The 20,578-nt window shown below is 69.4% G+C and carries 15 protein-coding genes; 13 read left to right on the top strand and 2 right to left on the bottom strand.

Features of this window, described 5'->3' with window-relative positions; all coding sequences use genetic code 11:
• Positions 1-131 precede the first annotated feature (131 nt).
• From AC1DCJ_RS08240 to AC1DCJ_RS08190, 11 genes are all read left to right on the top strand, one after another.
• A complete protein-coding gene (locus tag AC1DCJ_RS08240; protein WP_478070656.1) occupies positions 132-1,760 on the top strand; it encodes a TldD/PmbA family protein in 1,629 nt (542 codons plus the stop codon).
• 134 nt (positions 1,761-1,894) lie between these two features.
• Positions 1,895-3,529 carry a TldD/PmbA family protein gene (locus AC1DCJ_RS08235; protein ID WP_141058265.1) on the top strand — a complete coding sequence of 545 codons (1,635 nt, stop codon included), beginning with the start codon at positions 1,895-1,897 and terminating at the stop codon, positions 3,527-3,529.
• A 21-nt stretch (positions 3,530-3,550) separates the two neighbouring features.
• On the top strand, positions 3,551-4,885 hold the full coding sequence (locus AC1DCJ_RS08230; protein ID WP_038691355.1) for a TldD/PmbA family protein: 1,335 nt from the start codon (positions 3,551-3,553) through the stop codon (positions 4,883-4,885).
• A 7-nt stretch (positions 4,886-4,892) separates the two neighbouring features.
• Entirely contained in the window at positions 4,893-5,594 is a 702-nt protein-coding gene (locus AC1DCJ_RS08225; protein ID WP_038691357.1) for a DUF4159 domain-containing protein, read from the top strand.
• Between the two features lie 61 nt (positions 5,595-5,655).
• Positions 5,656-6,639 (top strand): AAA family ATPase, encoded by a 984-nt coding sequence (locus AC1DCJ_RS08220; protein ID WP_478070655.1) that lies wholly within the window; start codon positions 5,656-5,658, stop codon positions 6,637-6,639.
• A gap of 7 nt (positions 6,640-6,646) precedes the next feature.
• Entirely contained in the window at positions 6,647-7,543 is an 897-nt protein-coding gene (locus AC1DCJ_RS08215; protein WP_478070654.1) for a DUF58 domain-containing protein, read from the top strand.
• Between the two features lie 2 nt (positions 7,544-7,545).
• Positions 7,546-8,667 (top strand): BatA domain-containing protein, encoded by a 1,122-nt coding sequence (locus tag AC1DCJ_RS08210; RefSeq protein ID WP_478070706.1) that lies wholly within the window; start codon positions 7,546-7,548, stop codon positions 8,665-8,667.
• Positions 8,664-10,844: a hypothetical protein gene (locus AC1DCJ_RS08205; RefSeq protein WP_478070653.1), complete on the top strand. Its 2,181-nt coding sequence runs from the start codon at positions 8,664-8,666 to the stop codon at positions 10,842-10,844. Before AC1DCJ_RS08210 ends, AC1DCJ_RS08205 begins: the two co-directional genes overlap by 4 nt.
• On the top strand, positions 10,841-12,667 hold the full coding sequence (locus tag AC1DCJ_RS08200) for a hypothetical protein (protein WP_478070652.1): 1,827 nt from the start codon (positions 10,841-10,843) through the stop codon (positions 12,665-12,667). Before AC1DCJ_RS08205 ends, AC1DCJ_RS08200 begins: the two co-directional genes overlap by 4 nt.
• 116 nt (positions 12,668-12,783) lie before the next feature.
• Positions 12,784-13,122: a hypothetical protein gene (locus AC1DCJ_RS08195; protein WP_478070651.1), complete on the top strand. Its 339-nt coding sequence runs from the start codon at positions 12,784-12,786 to the stop codon at positions 13,120-13,122.
• A gap of 240 nt (positions 13,123-13,362) precedes the next feature.
• Positions 13,363-15,564, top strand: coding sequence for an IgaA/UmoB family intracellular growth attenuator (locus AC1DCJ_RS08190; RefSeq protein ID WP_478070650.1), 2,202 nt, complete (start codon positions 13,363-13,365; stop codon positions 15,562-15,564).
• 60 nt (positions 15,565-15,624) lie between these two features.
• Here the strand turns inward: AC1DCJ_RS08190 and AC1DCJ_RS08185 are convergent, their stop codons facing one another.
• Positions 15,625-16,302 carry a hypothetical protein gene (locus AC1DCJ_RS08185; protein WP_478070649.1) on the bottom strand — a complete coding sequence of 226 codons (678 nt, stop codon included), beginning with the start codon at positions 16,300-16,302 and terminating at the stop codon, positions 15,625-15,627.
• Positions 16,303-16,340: 38 nt separating this feature from the next.
• Positions 16,341-16,778, bottom strand: a complete 438-nt coding sequence (locus AC1DCJ_RS08180; protein ID WP_137191408.1) for a hypothetical protein — start codon at positions 16,776-16,778, stop codon at positions 16,341-16,343.
• Positions 16,779-16,982: 204 nt separating this feature from the next.
• Here AC1DCJ_RS08180 and AC1DCJ_RS08175 point away from each other — a divergent pair, with 204 nt between their 5' ends.
• Positions 16,983-19,463 (top strand): DEAD/DEAH box helicase, encoded by a 2,481-nt coding sequence (locus tag AC1DCJ_RS08175; RefSeq protein ID WP_448134949.1) that lies wholly within the window; start codon positions 16,983-16,985, stop codon positions 19,461-19,463.
• Positions 19,460-20,572, top strand: coding sequence for a ribonuclease H-like domain-containing protein (locus tag AC1DCJ_RS08170; RefSeq protein WP_478070648.1), 1,113 nt, complete (start codon positions 19,460-19,462; stop codon positions 20,570-20,572). Before AC1DCJ_RS08175 ends, AC1DCJ_RS08170 begins: the two co-directional genes overlap by 4 nt.
• Positions 20,573-20,578: the final 6 nt, after the last annotated feature.

Raw genomic sequence — 20,578 nt, 5'->3', positions numbered from 1 at the left:
GATGAATTGGACAAGACACATCCAACCATGACCGCAGTCACTTGTGCCACTGCCGCCTGCCACCGAAAGTCGAGGACTTGTCCACTGTCGCCGGCGTCTTGCCCGCGACCGTACCCGGGGAATCGCAAGCTGTGCAACGCCGTGAGTTTCTGACGCTGTCTGGAATGGGCCTGGCTGGCCTGATGCTGCCGCACTCCCGCCTGATCGCCGCCGAGCAGCTGCTCGAGCCGGGCGACGTGGCCCGCAAGAAGGTGCTGGCCGACGCGGCGCTGGCGACCGCCAAACGGCTGGGGGCCAGCTACTGCGATGTACGCATCGGCCGGTACCTCAACCAGTCGGTGATCACCCGCGAGGCGCAGGTGCAGAACGTCACCAACCGCGAATCGTCGGGCATCGGCATCCGGGTGATCGTCAACGGTGCCTGGGGATTTGCCGCCACGCACCAGCAGACGCCGGCCGCGGTGAAGGCTGCGGTCGAACAGGCGGCGGCCATCGCCCGGGCCAACGCCAGCATCCAGACCCGTCCGGTCCAGCTGGCACCCGTGCAGGGCGTGGGCGAGGTGAGCTGGAAGACGCCCATCCGCAAGAACGCGATGGCCGTGCCGATCCAGGACAAGGTCGACCTGCTGCTGAGCTTGAACGCCGCCGCGCTCAATGCCGGCGCCAACTTCATCAACTCCACCCTGTTCCTGGTCAACGAACAGAAGTACTTCGCCTCCAGCGACGGCTCCTTCATCGACCAGGACGTGCACCGCATCTGGCTGCCGTTCACCGCGACCGCGATCGACAAGAGCAGCGGCAAGTTCCGCACGCGCGCCGGGCTGTCCTCGCCGATGGGCATGGGCTACGAATTCCTGGATGGCGACGCCAGCGGCAAGATCGCCCTGCCCGGCGGCATCACCGCCTACCGTGATTCCTACGACCCGGTGGAAGATGCCATCGCCGCGGCGCGGCATGCGCGCGAGAAGCTCAAGGCCCCGTCGGTCAAGCCGGGCAAGTACGACCTGGTGCTGGACCCGTCCAATCTGTTCCTGACCATCCACGAGAACGTCGGCCACCCGCTGGAGCTGGACCGCGTGCTGGGCTACGAGGCCAACTACGCCGGCACCAGCTTTGCCACCCTGGATAAGCGCGATGCCGGCTACCGCTGGGGCAGTGAGCGGGTCAACTTCTTCGCCGACAAGACCGCCCCCGGCAGCCTGGGTGCGGTGGGCTACGACGATGAAGGGGTCAAGACCAAGCGCTGGGATCTGGTCAAGGACGGCATCCTGGTCAACTACCAGGCCACCCGCGACGAGGTGCACATCCTCGGCGAAACCGAATCGCACGGCTGCAGCTACGCCGATTCCTGGTCCAGCGTGCAGTTCCAGCGCATGGCCAACGTCTCGCTGGCCCCGGGCAAGACGCCGCTGAGCGTGGCCGACATGATCAAGGACGTGGAGAACGGTATCTACATCCACGGCCGCGGCTCGTACTCCATCGACCAGCAGCGCTTCAACGCGCAGTTCGGCGGCCAGCTGTACTACCAGATCAAGAACGGACAGATCGCCGGCATGGTCGAAGATGCGGCCTACCAGATCCGCACGCCGGAATTCTGGAATGCCTGCAGTGCGATCTGCGACGAACGTGATTTCCGCTTCGGCGGCTCGTTCTTCGATGGCAAGGGCCAGCCCGGCCAGGTCTCGGCGGTGTCGCATGGCTCGTCCACCACGCGCTTTGATGGCATCAACATCATCAACACCGCGCGCAGCCTGGGATGAGCATGCCCTGCCCACCGTGCATTCCGTCATTTGACGCCCCCTTCCGATGGCCGCAAGAATCGGGGCCACCGCCCCGGCGGTCGCTGTGATGTCGCCGTTTCCCTGCCACCCCCACACCGACGTGGAGAGCTGCCTTGCAAAGACGTGACTTCCTCGCCCTCACCGGGCTTACCGCTGGCGGACTGATCGTGCCGTCATTCTTCGGCAAGGTGATCGCCGCCGAGCAGCTGCACAGCACGCTGGACCTGGGGCTGAAGAAGCGCCTGGCCGACGCTGCGCTGGCCGCTGCCCGCCAGGCCGGCGCCACCTACTGCGACGTCCGCATCGGGCGCTACCTGCGCCAGTTCGTGATCACCCGCGAAGACAAGGTGCAGAACGTGGTCAACACCGAATCCACCGGGGTGGGCATCCGCGTGATCGTCAACGGTGCCTGGGGCTTTGCCGCCACCAACCAGCTGGGCACGGCCGACGTGGCGCGCGCCGCGCAGCAGGCGGCCGCCATCGCCAAGGCCAATGCGGGCGTGCAGACCGCGCCGGTACAGCTGGCCGCCGCGCCCGGCGTGGGGGAAGTGAGCTGGAAGACCCCCATCCGCAAGAATGCGATGGACGTGCCGATCAAGGAGAAGGTGGACCTGCTGCTGGACGTCAATGCCGCGGCGATGGCCGCCGGCGCCAGCTTCGTCAACTCGATGCTGTTCCTGGTCAACGAACAGAAGTACTTCGCCTCCACCGATGGCTCCTACATCGACCAGGACGTGCACCGCATCTGGGCCCCGATGACCATCACCGCCATCGACAAGGCCAGCGGCAAGTTCCGCACCCGCGAGGGTCTGTCCGCGCCGATGGGCATGGGCTACGAATACCTCGATGGCGCCGCCGCCGGCAAGGTGCTCACCCCCAACGGGGTGGTCAACTACAGCTCCTCCTACGACATGAAGGAAGACGCCATCGCGGCGGCCAAGCAGGCGCAGGAGAAGCTGAAGGCGCCGTCGGTGAAGCCGGGCAAGTACGACCTGGTGCTGGACCCCTCGCACACCTGGCTGACCATCCATGAATCGGTCGGCCATCCGCTGGAACTGGACCGCGTGCTTGGCTACGAAGCCAACTACGCCGGCACCAGCTTCGCCACCCTGGACAAGCGCGAACAGCATTTCCAGTACGGCAGCGACAAGGTCAACATCTTCGCCGACAAGACCCAGCCGGGCAGCCTCGGCGCGGTGGCCTACGACGACGAAGGCGTCAAGACCAAGCGCTGGGACCTGATCAGCGACGGCAAACTGGTGGACTACCAGACCATCCGCGACCAGGCCCACATCCTGGGCAAGACCGCCTCGGACGGCTGCTGCTATGCCGACTCCTGGTCCAGCGTGCAGTTCCAGCGCATGGCCAACGTGTCGATGGCGCCGGGCAAGACCCCGCTGAGCGTGGCCGACCTGGTCAAGGACGTGGAAAACGGCATCTACATCATCGGTGACGGCTCGTTCTCGATCGATCAGCAGCGCTACAACGCGCAGTTCGGTGGCCAGCTGTTCTACGAGATCAAGAACGGCAAGATCACCCGCATGCTTGAAGACGTGGCTTACCAGATCCGCACGCCGGAATTCTGGAACGCCTGCAGCGCCGTGGCCGATGAACGCGACTACCGCCTGGGCGGTTCGTTCTTCGACGGCAAGGGCCAGCCGGGCCAGGTCTCGGCGGTCTCGCACGGGTCGTCCACCGCGCGCTTCAACGGCATCAACGTCATCAACACCGCGCGCAGCCTCGGCTGACCGGTCAGGAGCCTACGAATCATGAGTATCTTCACCGAAGCACAAGCCAAGGCCATCCTCGACAAGGTCATCGCGCTGTCCAAGGCCGATGAATGCACCGCGGTGCTGGCCGGCTCGATCAACGGCAACATCCGTTTCGCGCTGAACAACGTGTCCACCAGCGGCATCGTGGACAACACCGAACTGGCCGTCACCGTGGCCTTTGGCAAGCGCGTGGGCACCGCCTCGATCAACGAGTTCGACGACGCCGCGCTGGAACGCGTGGTGCGCCGCGCCGAAGACCTGGCCCGTCTGGCCCCGGAAAACCCGGAGTTCATGCCGGCCATCGGCAAGCAGACCTACACCGCCAGCCCCACCTTCAGCGCGTCCACCGCCGCCATCGACCCGGCGTTCCGCGCCAAGGTCGCCGCCGACTCGATCGCCCCGTGCCGCGGCAAGGGCCTGATCGCCGCCGGCTTCCTGGAAGACGGGCAGGGCTTCTACGCCACCGCCAACAGCAACGGCAACTTCGGCTACCAGCGCAGCACCAACTTCGATTACACCTGCACCGTGCGCACTGAAGATGGCCGCGGTTCGGGCTGGGTGGGTCGCAACCTCAAGGATGCCGCCGACTTCAAGGCCGACCAGGACATCCAGATCGCGATGCGCAAGGCCACCGAATCGCAGGAAGCCAAGGCGCTGGAACCGGGCAAGTACACGGTGATCCTGGAGCCGGCCGCCGCGGCGGGCCTGATCAGCTTCATGATGAACTTCTTCAGCGCGCGCTCGGCCGATGAAGGCCGCAGCTTCCTGTCCAAGAAGGGCGGCGGCAACAAGCTGGGCGAGCAGGTCTACGACCCGCGCGTGAACATGCATGCCGACCCGTGGCACCCCGAAGCCCCGGTGCTGCCGTGGGATGGCGAAGGCATGCCGCGCGGCAAGCTGCCGATCATCGAGAACGGCAAGGTCGCCAACCTGGAGTACACCCGGTTCTGGGCGCAGAAGCAGGGCAAGACCGCCAATGCCACCCCGGGCAACCTGCTGATGAGCGGCGGCGACAAGAGCACCGCCGATCTGGTGCGTGGCACCCAGAAGGGCATTCTGGTCACCCGCACCTGGTACATCCGCATGGTCGATCCGCAGACCGTGCTGCTGACCGGCCTGACCCGCGATGGCACCTTCTACATCGAGAACGGCCAGATCAAGTACCCGGTGAAGAATTTCCGCTTCAACGAGTCGCCGGTGATCATGCTCAACAACATCGAAGAGCTGGGCAAGCCAGTGCGCGTGGCCGGTGACGAGTCGAACTTCGTGATGATGATTCCGCCGATGAAACTGCGCGATTTCACCTTCACCTCGTTGTCCGACGCGGTCTGATGCACGGATGAACCGCGCGCAGTTCCTGCGCCTGCTGCTGGGCAGCGCCGCATTCGCGGCGTTGCCCTCACTGGCGCGCGCCCAGGCCGGTCGTTACGACTTCTGGTTCACCCGCCTCAAGTACGACTCCGGCGACTGGGACGTGGATGCGCGCATGCCGTCCAACGTGATCACCTCGCTGATCGACTACACCTCCCTGCGCGTGGACCCGACCGAGCATGTCATCGCCCTGTCCGACCCACGCATGCTGGAAGCCCCGTTCTGCTACCTGGCCGGGCACAAGCTGGTCGAGTTCAACGCCGCCGAGCGGCAGAACTTCGTGCGCTATGTGCGCAACGGGGGCTTCGTGTTCGTGGATGACTGCAACCACGACATCGACGGGCTGTTTGCCAAGTCGTTCGAGGCGCAGATGGCCAAGCTGTTCGGTCCCAAGGCGCTGAACAAACTGCCCAACAGCCACGCGCTGTACCGCAGCTTCTTCCGCTTCCCCGACGGGCCGCCCGCCACCGGCTTCGAGCTCAACGGCTGGGGCGACGACCTGGTGCATGACTACCTCAAGGGCATCGAGGTGGATGGCCGGCTGGGCCTGCTCTACAGCAACAAGGATTACGGCTGCGAGTGGGACTACGACTGGCGCAACAAGCGGTTCCTGGCCGAAGACAACACCCGTTTCGCGGTCAACATCGTGATGTATGCGTTGAACAACTAGTTTCTTCCTGATTCTTCAGCCACGCATGGCGTGGCTCTACATCGATTGATGCGAGCGCCTTATGACCCCCGACCGCCTTGATGCCCTTCTACCCAAACTGCAGCACCTGCGCACCGCGCTGGGCCAGGCCGTGGTTGGCCAGCACGCGGTGGTGGAACAGCTGCTGATCGGCCTGCTGGCCGGCGGCCATTGCCTGCTCGAAGGCGCGCCGGGGCTGGGCAAGACCCTGCTGGTGCGCTCGCTGGGCCAGGCGCTGGAACTGCAGTTCCGCCGGGTGCAGTTCACCCCGGACCTGATGCCCAGCGACATTCTGGGTACCGAGTTGCTGGAGGAAGACCACGGCACCGGCCACCGCCACTTCCGCTTCCAGCAGGGCCCGATCTTCACCCACCTGCTGCTGGCCGACGAGCTCAACCGCACCCCGCCCAAGACCCAGGCCGCGCTGCTGGAGGCCATGCAGGAGCGCACGGTGAGCTACGCCGGTACCACCTACACCCTGCCTGCCCCATTCTTCGTGCTGGCCACGCAGAACCCGATCGAGCAGGCCGGCACCTACCCGTTGCCCGAAGCGCAGCTGGACCGCTTCCTGCTGCACGTGCGCGTGGATTACCCCACCGAACAGGAAGAGCGCGACATCCTGCTGCAGACCACCGGCAGCGCCAGTGGCAGCGTGCCCAAGGTGATGGACGCCGACGACGTGCTGGCTCTGCAGGCCGCCGTGCGCCAGGTGCATGTCAGCGATGACGTGCTCACCTGGATCACCCGGCTGGTGCGCGCTAGCCGCCCGGGCACCACCGCCCCGGAGGCGATCAACCAGTGGGTGAAGTGGGGCGCCGGCCCGCGTGCCGGGCAGTCGCTGGTGCTGGCCGCCAAGGCGCGCGCTCTGCTGCAGGGCCGCTTCGCCGCCACCCGCGAGGATGTGCAGGCGCTGGTGTCACCGGTGATGCGCCATCGTCTGCTGTTGTCCTTCGCCGCCGAGGCCGAGCAGAAGAGTGCCGACGATGTGATCGCCGCGCTGCTGCAGGCCGTGCCGTTCCCCGCCTGAGCCCGCCGTGACGCTGCACGCCCCCATCGCCATTCCCGCCGACGTGCGCAGCCGCCTGAAGGCGCTGCGCCTGTTGCCGCGGCGTGCGCGGGGTGCGCACGGCATCGGCCAGCACGCCAGCCGCAGCCGCGGTGCCGGGCTGGAGTTCGCGCAGTACCGCGCCTACGAGCCGGGTGACGAACTGCGCCAGATCGACTGGAAGCTGTATGCCCGCTCGGACCGCTTCTTCGTGCGCGAATCCGAACGCGAAAGCCCGATCACCAGCTGGGTGCTGGTGGACGCCAGCGCCTCGGCCGCCCAGCACGACCGTGCCCGCCCGGACTGGTCGCGCCTGGACCACGCCTGCGCCACGGCCGCCTGCCTGGTCGAACTGGCCCTGCAACAGGGTGACCGCTTCGGCGTGATCGCCGTCAACGGCCAGGGGGTGCAGCTGATCCCCGCCGGCAGCGGCCCGCGCCAGCGCGACCGCGTGCACCTGCTGCTGCGCCAGCTGCGCGCCCAGGGCAGCTGGCCGCCCGCCGACAGGCTGCGCCCGGTGTGGGAGCGCGTGCAGCCCGGCGATCTGCTGGTGGCCCTCGGCGATGGCTTCGACACGGACGGCACCGTGCTGCTGGAACGCCTGGCCGCCGCGCGCCGCGAGGTGCTGCAGGTGCAATTGCTGGGCGCCGACGAGCGCGACTTCCCGTTCACCGACGGCCACCGCTTCCGCGATCCGGAAACCGGCGAGGAACTGCTGGGTGACGGGCGCGCGATCCGCGCCGATTACCTGGTCCGCTTCGCCCAGGCCCAGCGCGACCTGCAGGCACGCCTGCATGCCAGCGGCATTGCCCATGCGGTGGGCTACCTGGACCAGCCGCTGGATGCACCGCTGCGCCAGCTGTTCGGCCCGGGCGGCGGCGCATGAGCCTGGCGCTGCTGTTTCCGCTGGGCCTGCTGGCGCTGGCTGCGTGGCTGGTGCCGTTGCTGGTCCACCTGGCGCGCCGCCACCAGTACGCACCGCTGGAGTTTGCCGCCCTGCGCTGGCTGCGCGCCAAGGTACGGCCGCGCCAACGCGTTCGTTTCGACGAGTGGCCGCTGCTGCTGGTGCGGCTGGCGCTGCTGGCCGCCCTGGCGCTGCTGCTGGCGCGCCCGGTACTGCAGGGCAGCGCTGCCGACACCCATCCGGTGGTTGCGGTGGCCCCCGGACTGGACGTCGCCGCGCAGCATGCACGACAGCCGAACGCCGACTGGCGCTGGCTGGCACCGGGCTTCCCGCCGCTGGGACAGCCCGCCCCCACCGACGCGCAGCCGCTGGCCAGCCTGCTGCGCGAGCTGGACGAGCAGTTGCCTGCCGGTACCCCTTTGACCGTTTACGTGCCCGACCCGATGCCGGGCGCGGACGCCGAACGCCCGCGACTGTCGCGCGCCGTGCAGTGGCAACCGCTGGCGTTCGCCAAGCCGCGCGCGGCGCAGCCAACGGCACGCGCGCCGCGCCTGCACCTGGGCGTGGACGCCGATGCACAGGCGCAGCGCGTGTTCGATGCGGTGCAACGCGCCTGGAGCGCCGCGCCGCTCTCGCCGGCCAACGCGGCCGTGCCCCGCAACGACGAGATCGGCGTGTGGCCGTCCACGACCCCGCTGCCACCGGCCTGGCAGGCCTGGCTGGCGGGTGGCGGCACGTTGCTGGGCAGCGCACCGCCGCCGCCCGGTGCGGCCGGAGTCGTGGTGCTGCGCGATGCGGAGGGCGCGGCGATGCTCAGCGAGTACCGGGTCGGCAGCGGGCGTCTGCTGCGCTTCCACGCGGCGGTGTCGCCGACCGCGTCGCCGGGCCTGCGCGACCCGGACTTCCCGCGGCAGCTGCTGCACCTGGTTCGTCCGGTCGCTGCGCCACAGTGGGTAGCCGCGCGCGCGCACGCACCGTTGCAGGGTGCCCACGCGCCCACGCCGCAACCGCTGGACCTTGCACCGTGGCTGCTGGCGTTGACCGTGCTGCTGTTCGCGCTTGAACGCTGGCTGGCCACGTCGCCCCGGCGTGGAGGCGCGGCATGATCGCCGCCCTGCAGCAGCGCTGGCAGCAGGCACGCCGACGCCGGTGGTGGTCGACGCTGCTGCTGGCGTTGCCGCTCGCGTTGGGCGCCACGGCCGTGGCGTTGCGCCTGGGCGGGTTCGATATCGCCACGGTGGTGCTGCTGGTGGCGCTGCTGGCTGGCGTGGCACTGGCCACCTGGCGCAGCCGCCAGCTGGACCGGCGCTGGCTGGTACGCCAGCTCGACCGCCACGCCCCACTGCAGGACAGCGCCGACCTGCTGTTCGCGCCCGACGATGCGCTCAACCCCCTGCAGCACCGCCAGCGCGCGCACGTGCACGCCACGTTGCAGACGCAAACGCCCGACCTGCGCACGGCGTGGCCGCGCCGCGCCTTGCTGGCGGCCTGGCTGGGTGCGCTGGTGGTGATCGCGCTGGCACTGGGATGGCCGCGTACCAGCGGCGGCACCGCGCGGCCATCGCCGGTCACCGCCCCACTTGCCACGCCCGCACAACCGCCCCGCCTGCAGTCCAGCCGGCTGGCAATCAACGCCCCGGCCTACACCGGGCAGCCGGCGCGGGTGCAGAGCACACTGGATGCAAAGGTCGCGCAGGGCAGCGCGTTGCAGTGGTCGCTTCGCTTCAGCGCGCAGCCCCGCGAGGCCGTGCTGCAGTTCCACGATGGCCGCCGTGTCGCCTTGCGTCGCGAGGGCGACAGCTGGACTGGCACATGGACCGCCGACCGCCCCGCGCTGTACCGCGTGGTCACCATGCCGGCGCTGGCAGCGCCACGCCTGTACCGCCTGGATGTGCTGCCCGACCAGCCACCGCGCGTGCGCGTGCTCGCCCCGGACCGCACGCTGGTGCTGGGCATGCCCGGGCAACGGCAGTGGGCGCTGCAGTTCGAGGCCACTGACGACCATGGCGTGGCCGCCGATGCCCAGCTGAAGATCACCCTGGCCCAGGGCAGCGGCGAGAACATCACCTTCCGCGAACACACCCTTACCCTGGCCGGCAGCGGCACGCCCACGCTGCGCCGCTTCGCGCGCACGCTGGACCTGGCCGCGCTGGGGGCCGAGTCGGGCAACGATGTGATCGCCCAACTGCAGGTGCGCGACAACCGTGCGCCCACGCCACAGACCGCGCAGAGCACCAGCGTGATCCTGCGCCTGCCCAGCGTGGAGCAGGTGCAGGGCGCGGAACTGGAAGGCATGGTCAAGAAGACGTTGCCTGCCTACTTCCGCAGCCAGCGCCAGATCATCATCGACGCCGAGGCGCTGATCAAACTGCGTCGCCAGCTGCCTGCCGAAGAATTCATCAAGCGCGCCGATGCCATCGGCGTGGACCAGCGCATCCTGCGCCTGCGCTACGGCCAGTTCCTGGGCGAGGAAAGCGAAGGCGGCGCCAAGCCCCCGCCGACCAGCGACGCGCTGCCGACCAGCGACACCCCCACGGCCGATGCGCACGACGACACCGATGCGCACGCCCATGCGCAGGCCGAAAAAAGCGACCATGCGCAGGCCGGCCATGACGGCCATGACCATGCAGGCGCCACACCGGAGGCACCGCCGGTGTTCGGCAGCGCCACCGACGTGCTGTCCGAGTACGGCCACACCCACGACCACGCCGAAGCCGCCACCCTGCTCGACCCGCAGACCCGCGCCACGCTGAAAGCCGCCCTGGACCAGATGTGGTCGTCCGAAGGCGAGCTGCGCCAGGGCCGGCCCGAGGCCGCGCTGCCCTACGCCAACAAGGCCCTGGCCTTCATCAAGCAGGTGCAGCAGGCCGAGCGCATCTATCTGGCGCGGGTGGGCCCGGAACTTCCGCCCATCGATGAAAGCCGTCGGCTCAGCGGCGACCGCACCGACCTCGGCAGCCGCACCCTGCCCATCGCCGCGGTGCCCGCGCCGGAGCCAGCCATCGTGAGCGCCTGGCAACAGCTTGCCGACCCGGCCAACACGCCCGACCTGGATGCCATCGCGCAGTGGCTGCAGCGCAACGACAGCCGCCTGCCCGATCCGCTCAGCCTGGCCGCGGCCATCGAAGAGCTGCGGGTTGCACCGGACTGCGGCGAGTGCCGCGCGGTGCTGCGCGCGCGCCTGTGGCGGGCGTTGTCGCGGCCGAGTCCGCAGGTGTCGCGACGCACGCCTCCCGATCGCATGGGCCAGGCCTACCTGGATGCCCTGGAGGCCACGCGATGAATGATGCCGTCTGGATCGCGTCGGCACTGCTGGCCATCGTGCTGATCGGCAGCGTTCGCACGCTGCTGCAGCAGCGTCGCAACCCCACGCACGGTACCGCGCGCATCGTCGCGCTGCTGGTGCTGCAGGTCGGCGCGGCCGCGCTGCTGTACCTCACCCTGCTGCCACCGCCGGTGCACATCGCCGCCCAGCGCCTGACCATCCTGACCGGCCACGCGACGGCCACATCGAACGCAGCCGGCGACGCCAGCGTGATTGCACTGCCGGAAGCGCCGTCGCGCAGCGGCGCCCGCGTCGCGCCCGACCTGGCCACGGCATTGCGCCAGCACCCCGGCACGCAGGCGCTGGTACTGCAGGGCGACGGGCTGGCGGCGCGTGACCGCGACATCGCGCTGCCCCGGCAGGTCACGCTGCAGCCTGCCGCCGCGCCCCGCGGCTGGGTCGCTCTGCAACCACCGGCCATCACCGTTCCCGGCGCACTGTTCACGGTGCGGGCGCGGGTCCAGGGCGTGGCCGGTGCGCGCGCCGAACTGCTTGATCCGGCCGGCATCGTCGTGGACCGCGCCACGCCCGGCCGCGATGGCAGCGTTGCGCTGGACGGCGTTGCCCGTGCCAGCGGCCGCAGCGAGTTCAGCCTGCGCCTGCTCGACGCCGACAGGCACGTGGTGGATACCGTGCCCGTGCCGTTGCAGACCGACGACGCCCCCGGCGTGCGGGTGCTGGTGCTGGCTGGCGCCCCCACGCCGGAGCTGAAATATCTGCGCCGATGGGCAACCGATACCGGCCTGGAGCTGCATGCCCAGGCCAGCGCGGGCGCCGGGGTGGTGCTCGGCGACGCACCGGTGGCCCTGACCGCCGCGCGTCTGGCTGCGACCGATGTGCTGATCCTCGATGAGCGCAGCGTGGCCGCGCTTGGCTCGGCCCAGCGCGCGGCCGTGCAGCAGGCACTGCGCGATGGTCTCGGCGTACTGGTGCGCAGCAGCGGCCCGCTCACTGACGGCACGCGGCAGACACTGCGTAGCTGGGGCCTGGCGACAAGCGGCAGCAACCAGAGCCTGCCGCTGCGCCTGACCGCCGATCCGGATCCTGCGCTGCTGCAGGCGCGGCGCGGGCCGCAGCGTGCGGCCAGCGCACCCACCGCCGCCATCGACGAAGCGGACAGCACCTCGCACAACGCCCCGTTGCCCGCGCTGGAGCAGTTCAACCTGCGCGCCCTGGATGCCACGCCGCTGCTGCACGATGCCAGCGGTGCTGCGCTGGGTGGCTGGCGCGATGTGGGCCGTGGTCGCCTCGCGCTGCTGCCCCTCACCGACAGCTACCGCCTGGTACTGGCCGGCCGCGACGATCGTCATGCCGAGCTGTGGAGCAGCGTGGTGGCAACCCTGGCGCGTCCGCTGGCGACCCCTGCACCGGTGCGCCTGGGCAGTGCCACGGCATGGGCAGGCGAACGCATCGCGCTGTGCGCGCTGGCCGACGGCACCACCGTACGCAGCCCGCAGGGCACCACGGTGGCACTGCACATCGATCCGGGCACCGCCGGCGACCGCTGTGCCGGCTACTGGCCGCAGCAGGCAGGCTGGTACCAGGTGCAGATGGGCACACGCACCCAGGCCTTCTACGTGGTCGACCCGGCGCGCGCGCAGGCCATGCACCGCCAGCAGACACGCGATGCCACCGCGCTGCGGCTGGGCACTGACATCACCGCATCGACCGCTGCGGTTGTTCCCGTACCCGGCCCGCGCTGGCCGTGGCTGCTTGGCTTCATCGTGGTGGCCGGCCTGCTGTGGTGGTTGGAGCGTCGGCGCCCGCGCGGCACACCGTAATCCGGCACGCTGCCCGCACCGCCCCCCTCCGCCACAACGTGCGCTCCGTTCCTGCATGCCATGACCACCTCGTGCACACTACTGCGCACTGCACACCAAGGACAGGTCACGCATACATGGCAACGCCATCGAACACCCCCTCGCACCGCACGCAGCTGACCGCCTCCGTGCTGCTTCTTGCCGTACCACTGCTGATGGTGGGCGGGCTGCTGCTGCGCGACCACGTGGCCAAGCAGCGCCAGCGTGAATTCGCCGCGCAGATGATGGCGATGCAGGTGGCTGAAGGCCAGCGACGCCAACAGGCCATCATCCAGGCGCTGGAAGCGGCTGCGCAGCCCCCGCCAATCGCACCAATCGCGTCAGTTGAACAGCCCGATGCCGAGCCGATGACGTTGCAGGCGGTGACCGTCACCCCCGATGCCGGGTACAGCCCACCGCCACCGCCGCCGCGCTGACGCGTTTACAACGCTGCGTATTCGTAGCGGTGGGCGTGCTGTCGCCGCTGCACCGCGAGTGGCATCACGCGATAAACGCAGGCATGCCATTTGCCCTATCCGGCCGCGCGCGGCAGACTAGCGCCCGCCAAATGCCGCTCCAATGGAGGGAGCCATGAACGACATGATGTCGTGCGCCGATCGCACGCGTTTCCTGCCCCATTCGTCCGGGCCCAACCGCACCCATGCGGGAGCGACGCGATGACGTTCTGGATCATCCTGAAGCTGGTGCTGATCGGCCTGGCCCTTTTCAGCTACCTGTCCTACAAGTCGCGGCGCAGCGACAATCACGGTGCGCTGGCGCAGCTGCGCCAGGCGCCCGTGCTGCGTACCTTGACGCCGGACGAAGCACTGGCGCTGGAGCCGCTGCGGGTGGCCGGCGGTCTGAGCTGGGCGCCGGAGGTACGGGCGCTGCGTGGACGTTTCAGCCGCCACGGCATCGAGGTCAACGGCGCACAGACCCTGCACGACACGCTGGGCAACGTGGAGGTGTTGTTTCCCTACGACGCGCTGGCGTTCCTGCACGACGACGACAACGATGCCGAGGTGGTGCTGAGCGCCAAACAGGCCATTGTGGTGCGGCTCAACGGCTTCACCGTGGTGGACGGCCGTGCCCGCACCCTGCAGCAGGCAAGCGCCCACGGCGATGACGACCTGCCGCCGCCCCTGCCCGGTCAGAACGACCCTGCGGACGCCGACGCCACCCTCAGCAGGCCCGTGCAACACATCGCAGAGACGCCCGTGGAGATACGGGAACGGCGCGTGGAAACGCCCGAGGAAGCGACACTGCGGCAGCCCACCTCGCGGGTGTGGAAGATGGCCGGCCTCTGGGTGCTTGCGTTCGTCCTGATGCTGGTAGTGGCCAATGCCGATCTCGGCGGTGCACGCGTGCCGCTGCTGCTGGCGGCACTGGCGATGGCCGGCGCAGCGGTGTGGTGGCAGTGGCGGCGCCCCGCCCCGGCCGCGCCGACGAAGCCGCTGGCGGTGAACCGCGTCCACGGGCCGTTGCGCCTGGTGGAGCTGCCCAATCCGACCAATGCAGCCCTGCGCACCTATCACTACTTCCTGGGCGATGCGTTGCAGGTACAGATGCCGGCGCACTGGCAGCACTCCGGGCGGTTGCCACTCGGGCAGCCGGTGGAGATGGAGATCCTGGCGACCAGCGGCGAGGTGCTGGCGATGGGCAGCGCGTGGTCGCAGGTGGACGAAGCACGTCGCTTCCCGGCGGTGCGCTGGGGCCAACATGTGGTGCTGCTGACCGTGGGGCTGGTGGCACTGTTGGCCGCGCTGCTCAACAGCCATGGCGTCATCGACGACATGGCGCTGGCGTGGCAGGGCGTGCGTGGCGGAGAGACCCGCAGCGATGCCACCGCGGCTTCGCTGGCGCAGCGGCCGCCGCGCGGTGGCGACCGGGTCAGGCTGCGCGGCGACGGCCAGTGCGAACTCGCCCTCACTCCCCTGCAGGACATCGATGCGGCCATCGTGCTGCCCGATTGCAGCCGCGTGCGCTGGGGCGGCACACCGGTGACGCTGCCCGGGCTGCAGATGCCGGCCGCGCTGCTGTCGCTGTATCGCGGCGACTATGTCAGCGTCCGCGAAGACAACATGTCGGCCATGCTGCGCCTGCTGATGTTGCAGCAGGCCGGTGCCGATCCTTACGCGCAGGCCGCACTGTCGGCGCGCCATAGCGGCGGCAAGATCGTGAGCGGCATGGGCAACCTGGTGGAGGTCGTCGAACAGGCGTGCGCCGCCGGCCTGGAGGACTGCGACGCGCTGAAGCGCGGGATCGTCGATGAGCTTGCCGCCACGGCAGACGTGGACGGCCGGGAACGCGCCCTGGACAGCTGGCCACTGCTGGCCCGCGAACTGCGCCGTGCCGTCGAGGAAGGCAACGACGGCATGCTGATGCCATCGAGCCAGTTGAGCGCGCTGCAGGACATTACCCGTGGCCATGCCGGTACCGCCATCGCGCGGCAGCTGCAGACGCTTGCCCCGCAGTTGCTGTCGCTGCAGCAGGGCGGCGTGGTGCTGGCCACCCCGCATGACCTGCGGGGCGATGCCGACGCGATACGGCACGATGCGGCCGACGTGCGTGCCGAATCGGTGCTGGATCGCTGGGAGCAGGCGATGACCACCTTGGCCACGCCGGTGCCGTTCACGGTGGACGGCCTGGTGGTGGGCCGCCACGAAGATGCCGCCGGGCTGCGCCTGGAGGTGAATACCGATGCCGACCAGCGCCGTATCGTGGCCGCCGCTGCCAGCACGCTGGCCCTGTTGCTGGCCAGTGCGCTGGCACTGGGCCAAGCCGTGCTGCTGTGCCGCGGGGTAGCCCGGGCCCGGGCGCGCCGCCGCGCGCTGGACGCGGACATGCAGACCCGCCCGGTACCCGGGCTGGCAAGCTGACACACATGGTTTTCGTGCACTGGCCCGGCCGGCCACCCTCGCGCCGGGCCCTGTCCGGCGTTACCGCTGCGGGCGGGTACGCCGGTACACACCGTTGAACCGCACGTTCATGCCACCGCATTCGCTGTTGTCGGCCACGATCAGGGAGTCGCCCAGCAGGTGGGCGCGCAGTGTGCAGGTGGCGTCCTGGAACGTCACCGTGCTCCCCGTCGGCGCGGCCAGCGCCTCCACCTGGCCCATGTTCGGCCCGTACGGGCGCACCTCCGGGGTGGGATTGGCCGACGGCCAGTAGGCATCGCCCTCCACGTGCAACTGGCCACCCCGCACGCCCATGACCAGCTGGTCATCGCCATCGCGCCAATCGCCGGCCCATGCCTGCAGCGTCGGCGGTGGCAGCGGCTGCGGCTGCAGCCGCGTGCTGGCTACCCAGCCCGCACTGCCGCCCCCCTTGTTGGGGAAGAACGCACAGCGGTACCCATCCTTGTCGCGCCCGGTGATCAGCGTATCGCCGGGCACCACGTAGCTGCGCTGGCGACACGCCGGTTCGCCGCGCGCCGGGCAGCCCTCCGTGTCGCTCAACAGGTACAGCCGCGATACACCCACCACCTTGGCCAGCGCGAAGCCGCTTTGTTCCGAGGGAAAGGCGCCGTTGCGGCAGCTGCCGTCGTCGGCGCTGCCGCTGGCCATGGCCGTGACGGGAAGCAGGGCGGCAAGCAGGAACACAGAGCGCAGGGACATGGCGGTAAGCGGGCGTGGCGGGGCGACAGGATAGCCGGTCACTTCTGCGGCGGTGCCACGCAGCCCTGCTGCGGATCGCAGAACTGCAACGCGCGCAGTTGCTGCTGTTCGGTCAGCTGCGGCGGCGGGCGGGCGATGGCCGACTGGATCTGGTCCGGTGCGCCGGTGATCTTGTGGATGCCCTGCGCGGTTTTGACGATGCCGTACACAATCCCCATCATCACGTAGCCGCCGCTGATGCCCACCTGCTCCGGACTGGGCGGTTCGCGCCAGGAGCGACTGAAGCGGTTGTTTTCGGCCTGCACCGGGCTCTTGAACCGGTACAGATCCAGCGGCACGTCTTCATCGGGCTTGATGGCGCGTACTTCGCCCAGCGTGGTGACGTCGCCCGCGGCCGCAGACGGCGCCACGGGCGGTTCCGGGGCCGGCTCGGGTACCGGGGGCTGCTGGGCCTGTGCCCGGGCGGCCAGCATCATGCCGGCCAATACGGCTGCTTGATATCCCACACGTGCCACAGCTGCCCATCCTGGTCCGTTGCGTACGGCGCCAAGGATACGGATGCCGCCTTCAGATTTCGTTGGACGGCCACGGCACTGAATTATTCACCCGCGCTTCCGGTGTGTCTCAAACATTGAGACGCCGCTGTGGTTCCATGGCGTCCTTTGCTGACCGTTGTTCCCATGGCCTACGAACTCGCCAAGCGCACCGAAGACGCCGAGCGCCGCCTGTCCACCACCGACGGGCTGCCCTCGCGCAACGGCGCGCTGCTCACCGCGCGCCTGCAGCAGCGCTACGCCGACCGCATCACCGGCAGCTTCACCATCCCCGGCCGTGAAGGGCGCTATGCGCCGATCCCGGCCGACGTGCCGGCCGCGCTCACCGCCGCCCTGAAGGCGCGCGGCATCGAGCAGCTGTACAGCCACCAGGCCGAGGCCTGGGACGCCACCCAGCGCGGCGAGCACGTGGCCATCGTCACCCCCACCGCCAGCGGCAAGTCGCTGTGCTACACCCTGCCGGTGGTGAGTGCGGCCATGCAGGGCAAGGCCAAGGCGCTGTACCTGTTCCCGACCAAGGCGCTGGCCCAGGACCAGGTGGCCGAGCTGCTGGAGCTCAACCGCGCTGGCGACCTGGGGGTGAAGGCCTTCACCTTCGACGGCGATACGCCCGGCGATGCGCGCCAGGCGATCCGCCTGCATGGCGACATCGTGGTTTCCAACCCGGACATGCTGCATCAGGCGATCCTGCCGCATCACACCAAGTGGGCGCAGTTCTTCGAGAACCTTCGCTATGTGGTCATTGATGAAGTGCACACCTACCGCGGCGTGTTCGGCAGCCATGTCACCAACGTGCTGCGCCGGCTCAAGCGCATCTGCGCGTTCTACGGGGTGGAGCCGCAGTTCATCCTGTGCTCGGCCACCATCGGCAACCCGCAGGCGCATGCGCAGGCCCTGATCGAAGCCCCGGTCACCGCCATCACCGAATCCGGCGCGCCCAGCGGGCCGAAGCATGTGCTGCTGTGGAACCCGCCGGTGGTCAACGCCGACCTCGGCCTGCGCGCCTCGGCGCGTTCGCAGAGCAACCGCATCGCCCGCATCGCGATCAAGTCCGGGCTGAAGACGCTGATCTTCGCGCAAAGCCGGTTGATGGTTGAAGTACTCACCAAGTACCTCAAGGACATTTTCGACCACGACCCGCGCAAGCCCGCGCGCATCCGCGCCTACCGCGGCGGCTACCTGCCCACCGAGCGCCGCGAGACCGAGCGTGCCATGCGGGCCGGGCTGATCGACGGCATCGTCAGCACCTCGGCGCTGGAGCTGGGCGTGGATATCGGCAGCCTGGACGTGGTGGTGCTCAACGGCTACCCCGGCAGCGTGGCGGCCACCTGGCAGCGCTTCGGCCGTGCCGGGCGCCGCCAGCAGCCCGCGCTGGGGGTGATGGTGGCCAGTTCGCAGCCGCTGGACCAGTACGTGGTGCGCCACCCGGACTTCTTCGCCGACGCCTCGCCCGAGCACGCGCGCATCGCCCCGGACCAGCCGCTGATCCTGTTCGACCATATCCGCTGCGCCGCCTTCGAACTGCCGTTCCTGGCCGGCGACCCGTTCGGACCGATCGACCCGCTGGTGTTCCTGGAAGCGCTGGCCGAAACCGAGGTGATCCACCGCGAAGGCGACCGTTGGGAGTGGATCGCCGACAGCTACCCGGCCAACGCGGTGAGCCTGCGCTCGGTGGCCGACGGCAACTTCGTGGTGGTCGACCGCAGCGACGGCAAGCAGCAGATCATCGCCGAGGTGGATTACTCGGCGGCCGCGCTCACCCTGTATGAGGGCGCCATCCACATGGTGCAGTCCACGCCGTACCAGGTGGAGCGGCTGGATTGGGACGGCCGCAAGGCCTACGTCACCCGCACCCACGTGGACTACTACACCGACAGCATCGACTTCACCAAGCTCAAGGTGCTGGACCGCTTCGACGGCTGCATTGCCGGGCAGGGCGATGCGCACCATGGCGAAGTACACGTGGTGCGCCGCGTGGCCGGCTACAAGAAGATCCGCTATTACACCCACGAGAACATCGGCTACGGCCCGGTCAACCTGCCCGACCAGGAACTGCACACCACCGCGGTGTGGTGGCAGCTGCCGCAGGCGTTGCTGCTGACTGCGTTCGAGAGCAAGCAGGAAGCGCTGGATGGTTTCCTGGGCGCGGCATATGCGCTGCACATCGTGGCCACCGTGGCGGTGATGGCCGACGCGCGCGACCTGCAGAAGGCGGTGGGCAACGGCGACGGCGCGTGGTTCGCGGTGGCCGACCAAAGCGGCCGTGGTCAGCTGCGTGGCGCCGAGTTCGATGCCAGCGCGATCGAACTGCAGCAGCAGTTCGTGCCCACCGTGTACCTGTACGACAACTTCCCTGGTGGCGTAGGCCTGAGCGAGCCGTTGTGGCTGCGCCAGGACGAACTGCTGCAGCGCGCGCGCGAGCTGGTGCAGCGCTGCGACTGCAAGGCCGGCTGCCCGGCCTGCGTAGGTCCGGTGCTGGCCGGGCAGGAAGACGATGCCACCACGCCCCGGGCGCTGGCGCTGAAGGTGCTGGACCTGTTCGATGCCCAGGCGCTGCCCGGCGCCGACGCGCAGGACCGCGTGCATGCCGAGGTGGTGCCGCAGTGAGCCTGAGCCTGGACAAGCTGCGCCTGCTGCGCCGGCAGGCCGGTGAGGCCACGCCCGCGCCTGCGGGGGAGCGGATGAAGGCGACCGAGGGTGCGCCGCGCGCCGCTGACACCGGCATGGCTGCCCCCAGCGAAACGGCCGGTGCCGACCCTCGGCCCGCGCACGCCGCCGCGCTCCCCGCGGCCGCCAACGATGCGCGCGCACGTACGCCTGCGCCGGCCTCGGTGTTTGCCTGGGTCGAACAGGAGATCCGCCACAAGCCCACCGGTGCGGCCAGCAGCACGCCGGCAGCGCCCACGCCGGCGCTGCGCACGCCCGACGTGGGCAGCCTGCACCGGCTGCTGGGCCTGCGTGGTCGCGGCGCCGCCGCGCCCGCGCCACGTGCCAACGCGCAGGACCGCCATGTGCCCGGCGAGGAGATCGCGCCCGGGCTGTTCCTGATCGAATCGTTCCTGCCCCAGCCCATTCCCACCCAGCCGCTGTCGCTGGCCTTCGCCAAACGCGAGGGTGACCAGGTGCAGCCGCAGGACCTGATGTTCTTCGATACCGAAACCACCGGCCTGGCCGGCGGTACCGGCACCCGCGCCTTCATGATCGGCGCGGCCGACTGGCATGCCCATCCCGAACAGGGCGAGGGTCTGCGCATCCGCCAGCTGCTGATGACCACCATGGCTGCCGAAACCGCGATGCTGCGCGAGTTCGCCGGTTGGCTGCAGCCCACCACCGTGTTCTCCAGCTACAACGGCCGCTGCTACGACGCGCCCCTGCTCAAGACCCGCTACCGGCTGGCCCGCCAGCGCTGCCCGATCACCCCGCTGGACCACGTGGACCTGCTGTTCCCGACCCGCCGCCGCTACCGCGGCACCTGGGAGAACTGCCGGCTGGCCACCATCGAACGGCAGCTGCTGCAGATCGTCCGCGAAGACGACCTGCCCGGTTCGGAAGCCCCGGCGGCATGGCTGAACTACCTGCGCGGCGGCAGCGCGGTGAACCTGCGCCGCGTGGCCGAGCACAACCACCAGGACGTGGTGACGCTGTCGCTGTTGATGCTGCGGCTGGTGGCCGAGGAACAGCGCGCGCGGGAAACGCTGGCACTGCAGGGTGAATGAACGCGG

It is taken from the genome of Stenotrophomonas sp. 10N36, assembly GCF_056395005.1.
Note: the sequence above shows the minus strand (reverse complement) of the source record. Positions and strands in the feature narration are given on the sequence as shown.

Coding starts and splice junctions, on each gene's coding strand:
- AC1DCJ_RS08230 (WP_038691355.1), top strand. CDS start 3,551: ATGAGTATCTTCACCGAAGCACAAGCCAAGGCCATCCTCGACAAGGTC.
- AC1DCJ_RS08225 (WP_038691357.1), top strand. CDS start 4,893: ATGAACCGCGCGCAGTTCCTGCGCCTGCTGCTGGGCAGCGCCGCATTC.
- AC1DCJ_RS08220 (WP_478070655.1), top strand. CDS start 5,656: ATGACCCCCGACCGCCTTGATGCCCTTCTACCCAAACTGCAGCACCTG.
- AC1DCJ_RS08205 (WP_478070653.1), top strand. CDS start 8,664: ATGATCGCCGCCCTGCAGCAGCGCTGGCAGCAGGCACGCCGACGCCGG.
- AC1DCJ_RS08200 (WP_478070652.1), top strand. CDS start 10,841: ATGAATGATGCCGTCTGGATCGCGTCGGCACTGCTGGCCATCGTGCTG.
- AC1DCJ_RS08195 (WP_478070651.1), top strand. CDS start 12,784: ATGGCAACGCCATCGAACACCCCCTCGCACCGCACGCAGCTGACCGCC.
- AC1DCJ_RS08190 (WP_478070650.1), top strand. CDS start 13,363: ATGACGTTCTGGATCATCCTGAAGCTGGTGCTGATCGGCCTGGCCCTT.
- AC1DCJ_RS08185 (WP_478070649.1), bottom strand. CDS start 16,302: ATGTCCCTGCGCTCTGTGTTCCTGCTTGCCGCCCTGCTTCCCGTCACG.
- AC1DCJ_RS08180 (WP_137191408.1), bottom strand. CDS start 16,778: ATGATGCTGGCCGCCCGGGCACAGGCCCAGCAGCCCCCGGTACCCGAG.
- AC1DCJ_RS08175 (WP_448134949.1), top strand. CDS start 16,983: ATGGCCTACGAACTCGCCAAGCGCACCGAAGACGCCGAGCGCCGCCTG.